Source organism: Nostoc sp. DSM 114161 (assembly GCF_052692665.1).
Genome location: NZ_CP195141.1, coordinates 3,650,303 through 3,667,537 on the forward strand (window position 1 = coordinate 3,650,303; position 17,235 = coordinate 3,667,537).

The following is a 17,235-nucleotide window of genomic DNA, read 5'->3' on the forward strand; positions in this document are numbered from 1 at the left end:
ATTTTGGGTTGGCAGACTACTAATCTCGCAAAACTGTTATGAACACCGATCCCAGTAATCAAGCGCAGTTAGAGCAGGCTTTTCTGGCTGAAGCGGCAGAGTTGTTGCAAACCATTGAGCAAAGTCTGATCGGTTTACTTGATGAAAAAACCACAGAAAAAGTTCACGCTTTGATGCGAAGCGCCCACACTCTCAAAGGGAGTGCTGCCAGTGTTGGACAAGAAACGATTAAGACAATTGCCCATCATTTAGAAGATGTATTTCAGGCGTTATACCCTCAAGAGTTGGAAATCGATCCAGAATTGGGTGCTTTGCTTCTAGATGCTTATGAGTGCCTGCGAACTCCATTGAGTGCAACCTTGATGGGCTTATCCTACAATGAGGCAGAAATACTCGATAAAACTGCCTCAATCTTCGCCCAACTCCAACATAAACTAGGCGACTTTTTTGGTCGTGAGGCTCCGCTTCCCAGTTCGGAAGAACTTGGCTTTGATGTGGTAGAGTCAATTTTTTCGGGGAGTGTAACCCAGGATTTGCAACAGCTGGAAGCTGACATTCAAAGCCAAGATCCGCAAGAAATTCAAATAACACTCAACTCTCAAGCAGAATTTTTTGCTGAACTAGCAGCGTCTTATAGCTTATCTGGATTGGGAGAAATTGCCCAAGCGACCCTAAACGCGCTCAATCAGCATCCAGACAAAGTACTGCAAATCGCTCAGGTGGCTTTAGAAAATTTTAAAGCGGCTCAAGCATCAGTACTCGCAGGCGATCGCATTCAAGGTGGAGAGATATTTCCCCAATTGCGGGAATGGGCAGGAATAACTACTCCTGTCCCAGAACCGCAAGGGCAGCCAGTTGCGATCGCTACCCAGCCAACACAAACGACTACAACTGAAAATCAGCCATCTCCTCTCCTCAGTGCCAGCGAAGCCGAATCAATTTGGTCGTTTTTCCCGAAGCGAACTGATAACTCCGTAGCGAAAGCACCAGAGGTACTCGAACCAATTTCTCAGGATTCAGCAGTAGCCCCCTCTGCCATAGATCGGATTTTACAATCAATCTGGATAGGAGATCCCCAGACATCCTGCCGCTACACAGACTCAGAACGGCCCACCTCTCCACCACCAGCACCAAGCCTCCAGGCTCAGTCATCGGCATCGCTTCCTAGTATCCGGGTAGCGATCGAACAACTCGATCGCCTCAGTCACACGATTGGGGAATTGCTAATCAACGAAAACCAACAAAACCTCCAATCTAATCACATTCACAAAGCAGCTCAAGAGACTCTACTACAGTTTTTGCATTGTCAACAACAACTTAGTAAAGTTTCTACTTGGTCGGATCGACAACTGCTTCCCGAACGCGCAAAGCAGCGATACCCACGCTGCTCAATTGTCCGTACTTCCCCAACTACCCAGGCACAATCTAATTTTGATGCCTTAGAAATGGATAGCTATAGCGAGTTGCACATTCTCCTGCAAAATCTGACAGAAGACATGGTGCAATTAGGAGAACGGATTGAGACTTTCAATACTTTAGTTCAGCAATCTCGCTTTAGTCTCGGCAAGCGCAAGCAATTGCTCTCAGGAGCGCAGGAAGATTTGCTGCAAGCCAGAATGGTGCCGCTGGGAACAGTTTTGAATCGATTTCCTCGCCTCCTACAACAGATGGTAGCAACTTATCATAAGCCTGTTGAACTCAAGCTTGACGGTACGAAAGTACTGGTGGATAAAGCCATTTCCGAGCAGCTGTACGATCCCTTGCTGCACATGATTCGCAATGCCTTCGATCATGGCATTGAATCAGTAGAAACCCGTAGACAGCAAGGTAAACCAGAAACCGGAACAATTACAATTCAAGCTTATCATCAAGGCAACCGCACTACTATTGAGGTAAGGGATGATGGGCGAGGCTTTAACTGGGAATCGATTCGTAAAAGAGGTATAGAAAAACACTTTTTAACTTCAGAACAAGCCGCCTACGCCTCCGAAGACCAACTGGCAGAGTTATTATTTGAACCGGGCTTTTCTACTGCTAACCAGATTGGTGAGTTATCTGGTCGCGGTATCGGCTTAGATGTGGTTCGCACGCAATTGCAAGCTTTACAAGGTTCGATTTTGGTGCGATCGCTTTCAGGACAAGGAACCACCTTTACCTTGCAATTGCCCCTGAGCTTGACAACAGCACGCTTGCTCGTTTGTCAATCTCAAGGTATTACTTATGCCTTGCTGTCTGAAGGAATTAGCCAAGTTTTATTACCGCAGCCAGAGCAGATTCAAGTCCAGCAATCATTGCACGGACAAGGTATACAAAAATTCTGGCAGTGGGGAGAAGGGCAAAATCAGCAACTAGTTCCCATCCGCCCGCTTGCCAATTTGCTGGATTACAAATATCCTTTATTCACCCAAGACCACAATTTAACCCTCAGTCCTTTTCCAGTCAAACAACGCAACACCGTCGAACCTCTGCTACTGTTGCAAACAGAGCAGCAATACCTGTGTTTGCAAGTCGATCAGATTTTAGTCGAGCAGGAATTAGTAATTAAATCCCTCGGCAGAGTCCTGACTTTACCTAGTTACATCCAAGGCTACAGCGTGTTAGGAAATGGTAGCCTCACCCTCATCGTTGACCCATTGGAGTTAGTTCGTCAAACCTGGGAGACAGATATAATCGCGACTTCCCCGGCATCAAGTCTTACAACTAAACTCTTGCCTGCGCCTGAGCCTGTTCTGACTCTAGAGGGGCAGCAATCCGAGCTAACTATAATACAACCGCAGCAACAGCCAATAGAAGTCAATACAGCCGTTGCTCAACCTAACCGACTGACGGTGTTAGTAGTGGAAGATTCGGTTGTCCAAAGGCAAAGTTTGGTGCAGACGCTCCAGAAAGCCGATTATCAAGTGTTACAAGCAGGTGATGGTCGAGAAGGAATCGCGCAAATGTTGCAACACGGTAATGTCAATCTAGTGATTTGTGACATTGAAATGCCACGTATGAATGGATTTGAGTTTTTAGAGCACCATCGCCAAGACGAGCGTTTGTCCGGGATTCCTGTGGTGATGCTAACTACTCGTAGCGGCCAGAAGCATCGCCAATTAGCTTTAGCTCTAGGGGCAAAAGCTTACCTAACTAAACCCTATTCCGAACAGAACTTCCTAGCCACCATCGCTGAACTGATTAAGTAGAAGGCAGGGGAGCAGAGGGGCAGAGGAGCAGGGGAGCAGAGGAGTAGATGGAGATGGAAAAAGAACCAATTAAAAATCATCAAGACTTGAAAGTTTATCAAATGGCATTCGATGCAGCCATGAAAATCTTTGAACTCACTAAAAAATTTCCTGTCGAGGAGCGGTATTCATTAACCGATCAGATTCGTAGATCGTCACGTTCTGTTTGTGCAAATCTGGCAGAAGCTTGGAGAAAGCGTAGATATGAAGCAGCTTTTGTGGCTAAACTCAATGACTCTGAAGCAGAGGCAGCAGAAACACAAACATGGATTGAATTTGCTGTTAAGTGCAATTATATGGAATCTACAATCGGCTCTTAGGTGGTTTGGTGAATATGATTACTGACCCCTCACCTTGGCTAATGAAGCGTTAATATTCTTTCTCCCCTGCTCCCCTGCTCCTCTGCCCCTCTGCCCCCCTAACACCAACCGACTTATGCTCAACACTCCCTTTCCGTTTAAGCGATTATCTGGCGCTGTGACCGAAGCCAACTCATTACGAGTCGTTGTTTTTGCGATCGCAGACTATTTATTTGCCCTACCAGTTGGTGCAGTTCTCAAGGTGATTGCTTGTCCTCCTATTAGTAGTACGGTTGAAAGTGGGATCGGGATGGTCGATTTGGGAGCGCAAACTATTACGATTGTGGACTTGCGCCAGAAGCTCATTCCGCAATTACAAACCCAACAGACACACCAAGTTTCTGCGGTTGACACTTCAGGACGCTTTTTACTTCTGACTCAAACGCGGACTGGAGAACTTTGTGGCATTCCTGTGGACAAGCCCCCTGCTTTAATTGATATTCCTTTGGAAACTGTGCGTCCGGTGCCTTGGTCTTATCGGCAAGTGGCAGAATTAAACTTTGTTAGCCACATGGCTGTCTTGTCTGTAGCAACAAACGAAGAACCACTCAAAGTCCTGCTTCTAGGTATGAACCAGATATTAGCTGATAAGTTGGGCTTGCCTGGGACAACTTCAACCTTGGCTCCTGGGCTGACACCATGCGAACAACGGCAAAGATTTCTGCGTTTTTCCTTGGGCGGAGGAAGTGGATTGCTACCATTCCACTCAGTACTGGACACGATTCATATCGCTAGCCAAGAAATTTCCCCAGCCCCGGCCTTACCAAGTTGGATTTTAGGTTTCTATAATTGGCAAGGACAGATGTTGCGGCTGGTTGACTTAGAACATTTGCTTGGTTATGCACCGCTTTTTAAGCGACAGTCACGACCAGAAAAGCCAATAGTTCTGGTTGTTGAGCTTCAAAATCAGGTAGTCGGGTTTTTAGTCGCTCATGTCTTAGATGTAGAGTGGCAGGATTTACAGCAAACACAATCGGCACCAACCGACTTTTCCCCCAACAAACTACTAAATTTTGTTCGAGGTATTCTGCCAGGCGATCGCTGGATTTTAGACACCAAAGCGATCGCCCAGACATTGCAATGGCAAACCCACTGATAAGAGGCAGGGGGCAGGGGGAGGAGGGCAGGGGGAAGTTAAAGGTACAAACCGAACTTCGTTCCGCTCCGCTAACACCCGGAAGTGGCGTGAAAGCTCCCTTACTCCTTTTCCCCGTTGGTTGAAACTTCACCCACAAGTGGCGTGATTTTCCCCTTGCTCCCTGCTCCCCTGCTTTTTTATTTGACTTGATGCTGCCAAGGAGTTTTCTGTGACGATCGCAACTTTAGACCCGAATTTTGAAACCCAGCCTGACAATCAAATCCAGATAGAAGAAATTTTGGCTAATGTGGCTGTACTCAAAGCAGTCTTTCAATCTGCTAAGGGGCCAAAGGTCGCTCAATTGCAGCACAAGGTAAGTCAAATCGAAGCTTTTATCCAAGCTTTGGCTAAGGATTCGCCCAGTGACAATGATGATAATGTTCAAAGGGCTTTTCAGTTCCAGCGAGAACAACTGGCGGCAATTGCTCGGCAAATGCAGCAGGCAAAAAGTCAAACCGCACTTTTGGAAGCTACAGTCACCGCCTTGCAAGATGTTCTCAGTGCCGATCGCATCCTGATTTATCGTTTTGAGGAAGATAATCGCTCTCGTGCGATCGCTGAAGCTATACAACCGGGTTGGACATCCTTGCTCAACCAATCCCTACCGATAAATTTGCTTGTTACTCAACCCGATGTTAGTGACCCAACTGAAGTATTAGAACTAACCCCGCGCCAACAGCAATTTTGGCAACGCTTTCAGGTGCAAGCGAGTCTGTGCTTACCCTTGATTGTCAAACAACAGCCTTGGGGTTTGTTAGTTATTCAGCATTGCCTTACACCCCGACAATGGCAAGAAGCAGAGCGCAGTTTGCTACAACAAGTAGGAATGATGTTGACAATTAACTTGCACTCGGCTGAAATAGTAGCTCCACCTGCTCAACAGCTGTCACCGCCTCCCGAAAAGGCTGAATCCTGCGATCGCTCACAGTTATTAGTGCCATTGCAGCAGGTGAGCCAAGCCGTACAAGAAGGAGTAAGAATCGCCGAGCAAGAGCACGAGTATTTAATGTCTATTCAAGATACTGTTGCTTTTACAAATAAACAGCTGCAATACCTTGGTGAATTTTGCCAGCAAGCTTCTGGTTTTGTCGGCCTTGTGGAAGGCTTGAGTAGCAAAATTCAGATTTTGTCCTTGAATACAGCTATTGAAGCAACAAAAGCTAACGAGCAGGAACTAAGTTTGCTAGCTGCTGCCGAACAGGTGGAAATTCTCGCCCGCCAAGCCCGCGAAAGCACCTTAAATATAGAAGAATGGTTCCAAGAACTCCAAGTAGCAACAAGAGACGTTACTTCTGCTATCGAACCGTGCGATCGCCAAATCAGTGCGGGGCTGGAGTCAATCGCGCAAATCCAGGAGCAATTTAAAGCGATCGCCCAGATTGCTGCTTCTACCCTCAAATCAATAGACCTCTTGCAAAAGTAACTTTTGCAAGAGGGGGAAAGGGAAAAGGTTAAAGGTTAAAGGGAAAAGGGTTTTTCTTAACCCTTTCCCCTTTCCCCCTTCCCCTTTTCCCGACTTCTGCAAGAAGTCTATAGAATTGTCACAAACCAGGAGTTTCGATGAGTACCGATTTTGTCCCCCAACCGCAGAACGACGATCGCTTTCTAGAAGAAGCGATCGATTTGTTACTGTTCTTGGAACAGGAGTTGCCTAACTATACAAAAGACAGTAACCCCGGTACAGCTTTGGCTCTCATGGAAGCTGCTGGCTCTCTGCATTCGATTGCTATAGCAGCCGAGCTAGATACGATTGCTATAGTTGCGGCTGCACTAGAAGAGATTTTTCAGCTTTTGTATCAGTATCGAGCAACTATTGACGGCACAATTGCCTCTTTGTTGTCAGAAGGATTAGATTGCCTACAGATGCTATTGATGGGATTTTTAACAGCCTCGAAAATTGAGGAAGTAGAAATTCTGGAGCGTATGTCTGCCATTGTTGCTCGTCTGCAAGCAGAGTTTAGGGATTCCCAGGAAATAAACCTTGAGACATCGGTAGAGCGATCGCAGGAACATCAATCAGTTATTCAGTTTGACGATTCCTTGGCCGAAGTAGAATCTTCTGCATCTCTACCAGAGCAAGTTGTGGTTAAAGACAAGGAACTAACAAGTCAAATTACACAACCCATTAGTGGCGTTTGTGACTTAGATACTGAGCAGCTTCCCGTCAAAGTAGGGGAACTAGCAAACCTGGAGGAGTATGGGGAAGAAGATTTTCAGGCTTGGTTGGGAGATTTTTTCCTGCCTGCTGAAATATCTGAAGCATCCTTAGTTAAATCTTCGAGCGATAGCCATACAATCTCTTTGCAAGAATTCATTCCCACCATTATTGCAACCAGTATTCCAGCCGCCACACCCATTAATCTTGAACATCTCGAACAACTAAACGCGCTGATTGCAACATTACTAACTAACTACGATCGGCAAGCTTGTCACGAAGAACAACAGCAACATACCATCGGGCAGTTGCTCCGACAAGTGAAGCGATTACAACGCCTGTTGGACAATTTGCAGGAATGGTCAGGACGTTTAGCAGCAATTTCAGATACTCTTTCCCCTCTAGCTGCTTCTCGCTCTCAGCAATTGTACAGTACTCTGCAATCTGTTTTGGCCCAAGCGTCTCAGGTGGCATCAACTGTTCATTCCCTGAATAACGATCGTCACCAACTCAAACAAGAACTCATACAGCGGGAAAATTTACTTAATCAATCTGCTAATTTAGTCAAAAAAGTTACAACTGTTCCTTTAAAAGTAGCCTTAGAACCATTGCATCGGCTTTGGTCTCAGTTACAAGCTCTACAAGATAAGTCTGCTAGACTACATTTACAAATTAGCGATATCCAAGTCGATCGCACGTTTAGCGATCGCCTCCGTGTCCTCCTGTTGCATATCAGTTGCTATTTACTAGAGCAAAGTATAGAGTCTTCCCAAACACGCCAACAGCTAGGTAAAAATAGCAACGGTATTATTGAAATTCAAATCTATCAGCAGGGAAATCAACTAATTATTGATGGCTGTGATGATGGCGCTGGACTTAACTTATCTCAAATTTATCAACAGGCTTTAGCTCAAGGATTCGCCCTGACAAAACCAGGGGATATTTTACAACTGACTGAATTAATACTTGAACCAGAGGTTTCATCTGTTTTGTGCGATCGTGCTGCCCTAGAGTTAGGAGCAGAATTAACTGAAGTTTGCAAGCAATTAACAGCTATTCAAGGAAGAATAGTATTGAAGTCTAAAGCTGGACATGGTACAGCCTTCTCGCTGCAAATTCCCCTGGAGCAAAAAATTGCTCAACTTATCATCTGTCAAGCTAACTCTAGAGTCTATGCGTTTGTTGCCGATTCCGTAGAGCAAATTTGTCTATCCCAGTCCGAACAAATTCTCCAAACTCAAGCGGGACGCATGTTATTTTTGCAGACTTCTGACACCAGTGGCTTCAGGAGTGACGATTACGAGAATCCAACAACGGAAATGCTCGTTCCTATCCATTTACTGACTGATGGGCTGATTTGTCCTAATCACCTTCCCGGCGAAGTTACCACTTACAGTACAGATACACTAAATGCTTTCAAGCAGGATAAGCCGTTATTAGTATTTCGTTACTTAGACAAACGATGTGCTGTAGAAGTAGATTGCATCATCGGCAAGCAATCCTCTACAATCCATCCTCTGGGGGAAGCAATCCCAGTTGCTCCTTATATCCAAGGCACTAGCGTTCTTGCCAATGGACAACTTAGCTTGGTTTTGGATGGTCGCCTTTTTACAAAATCTCTAACTTGACACTCCACCGCCCTATAATGGCTTTGGTCATAAAGGCAAGGTTTACGAGTCGCAAAACTTGATTTACAAGTTGTTGAGATTGCGGCGCGTTTCACTTTGGGACAACGCACCCGACATTAGAGATGCGATCGCATAATCGCAGGTGTGCAAGATGTGAATTTCAAAATTTACATTAAAATTTTGGGTGTTGCTGATTTAAAGTATGAATGCAAAATTTAAACAGTCCAGGGAGTGTCCTAGACAAACGTTTGTTACAGTCAGAAGTATCCAATAACTTGTGAGGATTGGCAAATGGTTAGAGAGTACTCACCCCAAACACAATCCAATTCCACACAGGGACATCTACCTCCACTTCAAAGTGGCGATCGCTTGACTCGTCCGGAATTTGAGCGACGCTATGCGGCTTCTAGCCATATCAAAAAAGCAGAACTAATCGAAGGCATCGTTTACGTGGCATCTCCCTTACGGCACGAACAACATGGCAAACCCCATAGTCGAGTTATTACCTGGTTAGGAGTCTACCAGGCAATGACTCTTGGTGTTGACTTAAGCGTTGAACCTACAGTACGCCTAGATTTAGACAACGAACCTCAGCCGGATGCAGTGCTGTTTATTGAAACGAAGGCAGGTGGACAGACTCAATTGAGCAGTGATGGTTATATTGAAGGATCGCCTGAGTTAATTGTGGAAATTGCCGCAAGTAGCGCCGCCATTGATAGAGGCAGCAAAAAGCAGGTTTATCGCCGTAACGCGGTGTTGGAGTACATCATCTGGCAATCCTACGAAAATCAAATTGAATGGTTTTGCCTAACAGACGGAGATTATCAATTGCTATCTCCCAGTGCAGATGGGATTATTCGCTCTGGGGTTTTTCCGGGGTTGTGGTTAGCGGTGGAGGCGCTGTTAAACAATCAGATGGCACGGGTGTTAGAGGTATTGCAGTTGGGATTAAACTCACCTCAACATGCAGAGTTTGTGGAGCAATTGGGTAAGAAATAGAAAGGCGATCGCTTTTCTATGGCTTTGTTGTATGAAATAAAAGAAAGACACACCAATCTGGCATTATATTACTTGACAAACAAAACAGCATTTTTACTTATAACGGCATCTAGTATAGTTCTATCCTTTCGGTAGAAGCCAAACTAATCAAAGTATTTTTATAATATTAACTAATTAAGTTTTTGGTAACACACAAATATTTGCTTTGTGTGTTACCAAAAACTTATGCAATATTAAATTAATGTAATAACTTAAATATTAACCGAATCTGGCAAATATGTAAGCGGCAGTTAGGGACGAAAGATGCAAGATTAATTGTGTATAGGAAGCGGGGTTATATCTATGGAGATGTTTGCTATAATTGATAGTACAAAGGTTTAAATGGCTGGCTAGTCAACTTAAAACACTAGCTCGTCAAAGCAGCTTTTTAATTTAAAATAATTAAAATAAAATAATTAAAATTTGCATATATAGCAGTCGTATTTTATTTGTGAAAAATATAGAAGGAAACGTAGACGCGCCAGCGGCTTGCCGCAGGCTAACGCAAAGTACGCAGCGAAAAGTCTGTAGCTTGCTTTTTGCAGGGTGCGTCGGCTTTTGGCGTAGACACCCTAAAGGGGGCTTGTCGTCAGACATCGGTTAGCGCAGGATCTTCGACGCAGCGCAAAGTCAGAGCGGAGGTTTCCGACCATTTGAACTTTGCAAGAGAGGAGCGTCACTTTTTGAGACAAAGTACGCAACGGGAAGAAAGAAGAAAGAGATATGTAATTTTTACAAATGATTTAGGATCGCTATAACAAAAACTATTAAATTTAATAATACTTTTAATCAATATCGTTTTTCTTAAAAGAGACTAATTTAATGCAAATAAAAAGAGGTTTTTATGGAGTTATTAGATATTAATAATAATGGAGTTGCGTTATCAGTTAACAGCAATGGTAAGAATGCTCCCGATTGGAAAAAAATAACACATCCACGTCCACAGTTGCAGCGATCGCCTTGGCAAAGCCTCAATGGTTTGTGGAAGTTTGCATTTGATGACGAAGGAAAATGCGTTCAACCCAGTGACCTGAAGCAATGGACTCATCAGATAGAAGTTCCATTTGCTCCTGAATCAACTAAAAGTGGGATAGGTGATACGAATTTTCACCCGAACTGTTGGTACGAGCGCGAATTTGCCATACCAGAAGGAGATGGTAGATTGCTGTTACACTTCGGTGCAGTGGACTACCGCGCTAGTGTCTGGGTTAACGATCGATACATAGCTGAACATGAAGGCGGACATACCAATTTTTCCCTCGATATTACCCACGTCTTAAATGACAGTGGAATCGCAAAAGTCACAGTGTGGGCACAAGACGATCCGCAAGACCTCGCTAAACCTCGCGGTAAGCAAGACTGGCAATTGCAGCCGCACAGTATTTGGTATCCTCGCACGAGTGGTATTTGGCAGACAGTCTGGATTGAGCGAGTGGGTAAGACTTATCTTGGTCACCTGTGCTGGAATTCTGACTTTGAGCGATGGGAGGTTGGTTTTGAAGCGGGGCTAGCGGGTGATGTACCTGCTTGTGGCGTACAAATCAAGATGAAATTGAGCATTGGCGATAAAGTGTTGGCGAATGATACCTACGAAGTGTTAAACGGGGAAATTAATCGCCGCATCGCCTTGGGCGATCCTGGGATTGACGACTTCCGTAATGAATTGTTGTGGAGTCCAGAAAAGCCAACGCTAATTGATGCGGAAATTCAACTGTGGAGCAACGATCGCCTACTGGATGAAGTAAAATCTTACACCGCAATGCGAACAGTCAGCGTACAGCGCGATCGCTTTATGCTCAATGGTCGCCCTTACTATTTACGCTTGGTTCTCGATCAAGGCTACTGGCCTGATACGCTGATGACTCCACCGAGCGATGAGGCTTTGCGACGTGATGTAGAACTGATCAAAGCAATGGGTTTCAACGGAGTACGCAAACACCAAAAAATTGAAGACCCTCGCTTTTTATATTGGGCAGATGTTTTAGGCTTATTAGTATGGGAAGAAATGCCTAGCGCTTATCGCTTTACTCGCAAAGCAGTAGAACGCATGACGCGGGAGTGGAATGAAGTCATCAAGCGAGACTCTAGCCATCCATGTATTGTTGCTTGGGTGCCTTTTAATGAATCTTGGGGAGTGCCGAATTTAGTGGAAACAGCAGCTCACCGCAACTATGTTTTAGCAATGTATCACTTAACCAAAACCCTAGACCCAACTCGTCCAGTAATTGGTAATGATGGCTGGGAAAGTACAGATACAGACATTCTCGCAATTCATGACTATGACACCAAACCACAGCAATTAGTTCGTCGTTACGGGCCAGAAGTGAAGCTGTCGGATATGCTTAATCATAAGCGCCCTGGAGGACGTATCCTCACGCTGGACAATTATCCACATCAAGGGCAACCAGTAATGCTCACAGAATTTGGTGGTATCGCTTATGCCCCTGATGAGAAGCCAAATGCAGCTCAAGCTTGGGGATATGAACGCTGCTGGAGTGTCTCTGAGTTAGAAATGAAATACAGCGCCCTCCTCGAAACCGTCAATAATATTGAACTATTCAGTGGATTTTGTTACACACAATTTACTGATACTTTCCAAGAAGCTAATGGTTTGTTGTACAGCGATCGCACACCAAAATTTCCCCTAGAGAGAATTCGGGCTGCAACCCTCTCAGGAGAAGGATTTTGCACTCCCAGTAGGTGTTAAGATTGGGGATGCTGGGCGAGACAAATACAGAACTTACGCACTCAGATCCCCCAACCCCCTTCAAAAGAGGAGCCACTGCGGTGGGCGGGTTTCCTGACAGCCAAGCAAGTGGCGTGGCTTTACCCTTTTCCCCCAAGAGTGCAAAAACCAATGAAAGCAAGAGGTCTATTTTTCTTAAAAGTCAATCAAAGCGAGTTCTGCAATGACTCAAACCGAGCAAATTCTGACTCTAGTTGCCATTGAATCCGCGCGTGCTCGTTCTTGTACAAAAAAGTACTACATCCCTTAGAAATAGAGGTTTCACCAGGAGTATCGCTTGCACAAGCTGGAACCATTTCCTTAAACTCAGGCGACTTCCAGAGACTATTTCCCGGAGCAAAACTGTATTCTAAGCTATTGCGAGCCAGTTGCTTGAGGTCTTTATATCCCAGCCCATATCTGGTTGCCGCTAACAGATACTCATGACTCAAATCAATGCGGGAAATGCCTTCATCATCGGAAGCAAGGGTCATTGGTACCCCAGCTTTCCAATACTCCCCAAAAGGATGTCGATCTCCTTGGACATTCAAAATGACCTCATTACTGGTCAGGCAGATTTCGACTAACACGTTGCGTCGCTTCATTTGCTGCATCAAATCGAAGGGACGCTCCTCAAAAAGAATATCCACACCATGTCCAATCCGAGATGCTTGTGCTACTTCTACAGCTTGCCGAATATGGAAACGTAAATTCTCGGTGGTCACCAATCCTAGGGTTAACTCTCCAGCATGGAGCGCGACCTTGACATTGGGAAATTGGCGTTTAAAAAATTGTAGTATTTGCATTTGCAGGGTGTAGTCGCGCAGTGCAATCGGGTTATCTTCCGGGGCGACGAGATTGATGCCAACGACACGCTCTTGTGATGAAGCTAATTCAAAAGCATAAGCTAACTGAGCAAACACTTCGACGGGCGACTTTGTTCTTGTCGTTTGCTGTAAATAGCGTACCGTCACTGCACATCCGGGCTGTGCCGATGGAGTGCCGCAACCTAGTGTTTTTGAGACTTCGCGCTCCAACTGTACTATTTGCTGGCTGCCAAGTGTCACTAGTTTGGTTAATCCCCCTTTGAGCAATTGACGGTACATCTGTTGGAAATCTTTATTCCAACCAACTTCACGCCCTAGCTGTCGAACTTCACTGCCCTGAACGGTAAGCATTAGCTCTAGATAATTAATATGCTGCGAAGCTGCCCGATTCGCTACTTTTGCGACCATATCATCCCGACGACTCGCAGAGTCTGAAATTGCCCCAAAACCACTAAAAGCTTCAAAAAATTGGTCGTGTCCGGATTTTCCAGCAAATTGGAGGTTGCGAGTAGACCAACGATTTATCAGGGAATCATAAACAGATGTTCGGTTCAACAATTCTGAGGCTGGAAAATAATTATTGTCTTGCCCGCAAGCTAATGGTTCAACTAAAGTTCCCGCTTTTGGATTCACACAATACCCATCGGTAGCAGCCCACTCCAAATAGTCTTCTGCGTACACAGCCCCGCTTAGATGAGTGTGGATATCTCCGCCCTTCGGCATTCGCTGTACAAATGCTCGTAAAGCCCCTGGTTGAGCGCGATGGGCTTCAAACCAACTAGCAGCTTGAGCTTCTCTTTGAGCCGAGGACTGCTGTGAAGTAGATGGGGCTTGAGCTACTGCACTGAAGATCAAACAGCTAGAACTCGTTAATACTCCTAAAAACAAAGATAAGGGCGCTCGCCTATGCATATAGATATATTTTTTGTCCGATGAAGATATACAAAACCTTACTACTCCAAAGAGAAAGGTCATTTAATTTTTACAGCAATTTAAGGTTATGTAAGCTTTTTAACCATAGAGACGATATACGTAAATTTACGGACAAGTCTGTTAAGGCATTTTAGGTTTACCCTGACACAAGAAAGTAACGCTCACAGTAGCAACAAGCGCTAAGAAGCTGAAACTAGAAGTCGATTCAGGAACAGACTTGGGATTGTCAATTTTGAGAACTTGTCCAACTCCTGGGCGATCGCGTTTAAATCCCAATGCTTTTTCGATAATCCTTCCCACGGTTGCAATCCCCGTCTAACATAAATATTATTCGTGAAGCGATCGCTTATCGGCATGGACTGGAAAGAAGTTAGAGGTAACTGGGTAGTCATTCCCCGAAATCCCATAGGTATCATCCATTTTCTAGGAGGTGCTTTCGTCGCCACTGCACCGCACCTCACTTATCGCTGGCTACTAGAACAACTGGCAAGTAAGGGTTACGTTGTCATTGCCACGCCTTTCGTTAATACCTTGGATCATACAGCGATCGCCAAATCCGTGCTGCTCAACTTTGACCGCACCCTCGAACGCTTACATGACTCTGGGGCATTACGCAAGCTTTACTTCCCCATTTACGGCGTTGGGCACAGTATGGGCTGTAAACTTCACTTATTAATAGGTAGCCTGTATGAAGTTGAACGCGCAGGCAATATTTTAATATCCTTCAACAACTACGCCGCTAAAGAAGCCATTCCCCTAGTAGAACAATTCAATTCCACTTTGAAAATTGAGTTTACTCCCTCACCATTGGAAACTAACAGACTTGTTCTAGAGCGATACAATATCCGACGTAATTTATTAATAAAATTTAGCAACGACACCATTGACCAATCAGCAGCTTTAACCAAAATCTTGCAAGAACGCTTTGCTGAAATGGTGACAGCACAAACTTTACCAGGAACTCACACAACACCTCTAGGTCAAGACATCAAATGGCAAGCTGGAACATCTTTCACTCCCTTTGATGCCTTAGGGCAATGGTTCAAGCAAGAAGCATACCGCGACTTGAATCAGCTAAAAACCAGCATTCTCCTGTGGCTGAATCCGCTTGCACCTCCATAATCTTTTATGACTTTAAAAAATCGTAAATTCGACGGAAAAATCAAAATATGTTAGTAGTATTAATACAGGGATATTACTAATATATTACTAAATTTTGATTGCCATATTATCTATCTATTTTTTTGTCTTCGTTACGACGGCAATAGCTCATTTTAGAGACCAAAAAGACCGTACTGGCTGTTTTTTGCAGTTAGCGAACAAATTAGGTTTTCTTCGAGCATTAAGGGAGTAGTTCAGATGAGAGTTTATTTTTCTATATTGAGAGCAAATTTTTAATTAGTTGTTTCTGCAACGTTCTATGTATCAAATACTAATAATTGATGACGATCCTTCAATAAAAATACTCCTGAAAAGGATGTTGGAAAAACAGGGGTATGAAGTAATTGCTGCCAGTAGCGGCGAGGAGGGAATAGAAAAAGCGCTGGCTTGCCATCCAGCACTAATTATTTGTGATTGGATCATGCCGGGGTTGAATGGTCTGGAGGTCTGCCATCGCATTAAAACAGACCCGAAATTTTCCACCACATTTTTTATTTTATTAACATCATTAGATTCAGTTGCCGATTGTGTTAAAGGATTAGATGCTGGTGCTGATGATTTTATCTCCAAACCCATTGAACACAACGAATTGCAAGCACGGGTAAGAGCAGGATTACGCTTGCATCAATTAAGTAGAGATTTGCAGACTCAAAAGTTGCTTTTAGAATCAGAAATGTCAGAAGCCGCAGAATATGTGCGATCGCTCCTGCCTTTTCCCATGAGTGAACCCTTCAACATAAATTTTCGATTCATTCCTTCACGACAACTCGGCGGTGATTGTTTCGATTATTACTGGCTTGATGCTGATTATTTAGCAATTTATTTATTAGATACTGCTGGACACGGACTCAAAGCCACTCTTCCCTCGGTTTCCGTGATGAATTTGCTTCGTTCTCGTGCCCTCAAAAGTCTCAATTACTATCAACCTAGTGATGTCTTAAAGGCTTTGAATGATACCTTTCAGATGAATTATCAAAATGACAAGTACTTTACAATCTGGTACGGAGTTTACAACCGAATCAATCGCCAGTTAATTTATGCTAGTGCAGGTCATCCACCAGCAGTTTTAATCACCGGCGCATCTCCCAGAAAATCCGAAATTCAACTCTTGAAAACCCCCGGTATGCCAGTTGGGATGTTTCCAGAAGCAAAATATATTGATGCGTTTTGCAATATTGAAAAATTCAGTACCCTTTATATTTTTAGCGACGGTGCTTATGAAATCACTAAATCAGATGGTACGCTTTGGAGTTTAGATGCTTTTATTCAGCTATTAGTTAGCTTACAGAGTTCTGTTGATCGCCAACTCGAACAGGTTCTGAGTTATTTAATCGCTCTCAACTCCAAAGATGGTTTTGATGATGACTTATCTATTTTGCAAGTTAAATTTGATTAATTAATTTTTGGACAATAAAACCTGATTAAAGGCTTCTTGGGTAGGAAATATTTCAAATATCTTATCCATATTAGTCAATTCAAATAGTATCCTGACTTGCTCATTAATTGAACAGATAACAAGCTGAATATCTGCTGCTCTCAAGGTTTTGAAAGCTAAGACTAAAGCTCCCAAACCCGAACTATCCATAAAAGTTACATCTTGAAAATCAAGTAAGACAGTTTTCACGCCAACTTCGAGAATTTTAGTAATATTTTGCCTAAATTCTTGTGAAGTTGTGGAGTTCAGACTCCCACTGAGTTTAATAACTTTGACTTCTTCTTTCATAATTATTTCACGCTGATTTGTGTAAATGTTGTTTGGATTTTGCTATTATATACCGATAGTAAGATTTTTTAACTACCTAAAAATAAAGAATCAAAATCAATGCTGCTAAATTGTTCATTTTTTGAAATTACTAACTGAAATTTTGATAAATATTGGCTGTTGATTGTTTATTTAATTAAAATAGCGATCGCTCTAAAATGTCTTCGTATAAATCTTTCTAAAAATATTAGACTACTCACAATTTAATAATATTATTTAGAAATATGTTGATTTTATTTAAAAGATTGATAAATTGTTATAGCTGCTATTTACTTTATTTATGTT

11 protein-coding genes and 1 pseudogene are annotated in these 17,235 nt (G+C 43.6%); 9 read left to right on the top strand and 3 right to left on the bottom strand.

Annotated features, from left to right (window positions below):
- Positions 1 to 38 precede the first annotated feature (38 nt).
- The 7 genes and pseudogenes from NSTC745_RS15930 (at position 39) to NSTC745_RS15960 (ending at position 12,249) form a co-directional block, all read left to right on the top strand.
- Complete coding sequence (locus tag NSTC745_RS15930) at positions 39 to 3,185, top strand: hybrid sensor histidine kinase/response regulator (RefSeq protein WP_445638001.1); 3,147 nt, start codon at positions 39 to 41, stop codon at positions 3,183 to 3,185.
- A gap of 53 nt (positions 3,186 to 3,238) precedes the next feature.
- Positions 3,239 to 3,597 (top strand): annotated as a pseudogene (locus NSTC745_RS15935) (four helix bundle protein).
- A gap of 62 nt (positions 3,598 to 3,659) precedes the next feature.
- Positions 3,660 to 4,679: a chemotaxis protein CheW gene (locus NSTC745_RS15940; protein WP_445638002.1), complete on the top strand. Its 1,020-nt coding sequence runs from the start codon at positions 3,660 to 3,662 to the stop codon at positions 4,677 to 4,679.
- Positions 4,680 to 4,890: 211 nt separating this feature from the next.
- Positions 4,891 to 6,144 (top strand): GAF domain-containing protein, encoded by a 1,254-nt coding sequence (locus tag NSTC745_RS15945; RefSeq protein WP_445638003.1) that lies wholly within the window; start codon positions 4,891 to 4,893, stop codon positions 6,142 to 6,144.
- 137 nt (positions 6,145 to 6,281) lie between these two features.
- Positions 6,282 to 8,504: a hypothetical protein gene (locus NSTC745_RS15950; RefSeq protein WP_445638004.1), complete on the top strand. Its 2,223-nt coding sequence runs from the start codon at positions 6,282 to 6,284 to the stop codon at positions 8,502 to 8,504.
- Between the two features lie 291 nt (positions 8,505 to 8,795).
- Complete coding sequence (locus NSTC745_RS15955) at positions 8,796 to 9,503, top strand: Uma2 family endonuclease (RefSeq protein ID WP_445638005.1); 708 nt, start codon at positions 8,796 to 8,798, stop codon at positions 9,501 to 9,503.
- 883 nt (positions 9,504 to 10,386) lie between these two features.
- On the top strand, positions 10,387 to 12,249 hold the full coding sequence (locus NSTC745_RS15960; RefSeq protein ID WP_445638006.1) for a glycoside hydrolase family 2 protein: 1,863 nt from the start codon (positions 10,387 to 10,389) through the stop codon (positions 12,247 to 12,249).
- A gap of 185 nt (positions 12,250 to 12,434) precedes the next feature.
- Here the strand turns inward: NSTC745_RS15960 and NSTC745_RS15965 are convergent, their stop codons facing one another.
- Positions 12,435 to 14,006, bottom strand: a complete 1,572-nt coding sequence (locus NSTC745_RS15965) for an adenosine deaminase (protein ID WP_445638007.1) — start codon at positions 14,004 to 14,006, stop codon at positions 12,435 to 12,437.
- 141 nt (positions 14,007 to 14,147) lie between these two features.
- On the bottom strand, positions 14,148 to 14,327 hold the full coding sequence (locus NSTC745_RS15970; protein ID WP_445638008.1) for a hypothetical protein: 180 nt from the start codon (positions 14,325 to 14,327) through the stop codon (positions 14,148 to 14,150).
- 54 nt (positions 14,328 to 14,381) lie between these two features.
- On the opposite strand from NSTC745_RS15970, the gene NSTC745_RS15975 reads away from it, so the two are divergent.
- The gene (locus NSTC745_RS15975) at positions 14,382 to 15,149 is read left to right on the top strand and encodes a DUF1350 family protein (protein ID WP_445638619.1); all 768 of its coding nucleotides are present in this window, start codon (positions 14,382 to 14,384) and stop codon (positions 15,147 to 15,149) included.
- Between the two features lie 298 nt (positions 15,150 to 15,447).
- On the top strand, positions 15,448 to 16,584 hold the full coding sequence (locus tag NSTC745_RS15980; protein ID WP_445638009.1) for a SpoIIE family protein phosphatase: 1,137 nt from the start codon (positions 15,448 to 15,450) through the stop codon (positions 16,582 to 16,584).
- Here the strand turns inward: NSTC745_RS15980 and NSTC745_RS15985 are convergent, their stop codons facing one another.
- On the bottom strand, positions 16,585 to 16,911 hold the full coding sequence (locus NSTC745_RS15985) for an STAS domain-containing protein (RefSeq protein ID WP_096534222.1): 327 nt from the start codon (positions 16,909 to 16,911) through the stop codon (positions 16,585 to 16,587). It abuts the gene before it with no gap.
- Positions 16,912 to 17,235: the final 324 nt, after the last annotated feature.

Coding starts and splice junctions, on each gene's coding strand:
- NSTC745_RS15960 (WP_445638006.1), top strand. CDS start 10,387: ATGGAGTTATTAGATATTAATAATAATGGAGTTGCGTTATCAGTTAAC.
- NSTC745_RS15985 (WP_096534222.1), bottom strand. CDS start 16,911: ATGAAAGAAGAAGTCAAAGTTATTAAACTCAGTGGGAGTCTGAACTCC.
- NSTC745_RS15950 (WP_445638004.1), top strand. CDS start 6,282: ATGAGTACCGATTTTGTCCCCCAACCGCAGAACGACGATCGCTTTCTA.
- NSTC745_RS15975 (WP_445638619.1), top strand. CDS start 14,382: ATGGACTGGAAAGAAGTTAGAGGTAACTGGGTAGTCATTCCCCGAAAT.
- NSTC745_RS15980 (WP_445638009.1), top strand. CDS start 15,448: ATGTATCAAATACTAATAATTGATGACGATCCTTCAATAAAAATACTC.
- NSTC745_RS15965 (WP_445638007.1), bottom strand. CDS start 14,006: ATGCATAGGCGAGCGCCCTTATCTTTGTTTTTAGGAGTATTAACGAGT.
- NSTC745_RS15930 (WP_445638001.1), top strand. CDS start 39: ATGAACACCGATCCCAGTAATCAAGCGCAGTTAGAGCAGGCTTTTCTG.
- NSTC745_RS15955 (WP_445638005.1), top strand. CDS start 8,796: ATGGTTAGAGAGTACTCACCCCAAACACAATCCAATTCCACACAGGGA.
- NSTC745_RS15940 (WP_445638002.1), top strand. CDS start 3,660: ATGCTCAACACTCCCTTTCCGTTTAAGCGATTATCTGGCGCTGTGACC.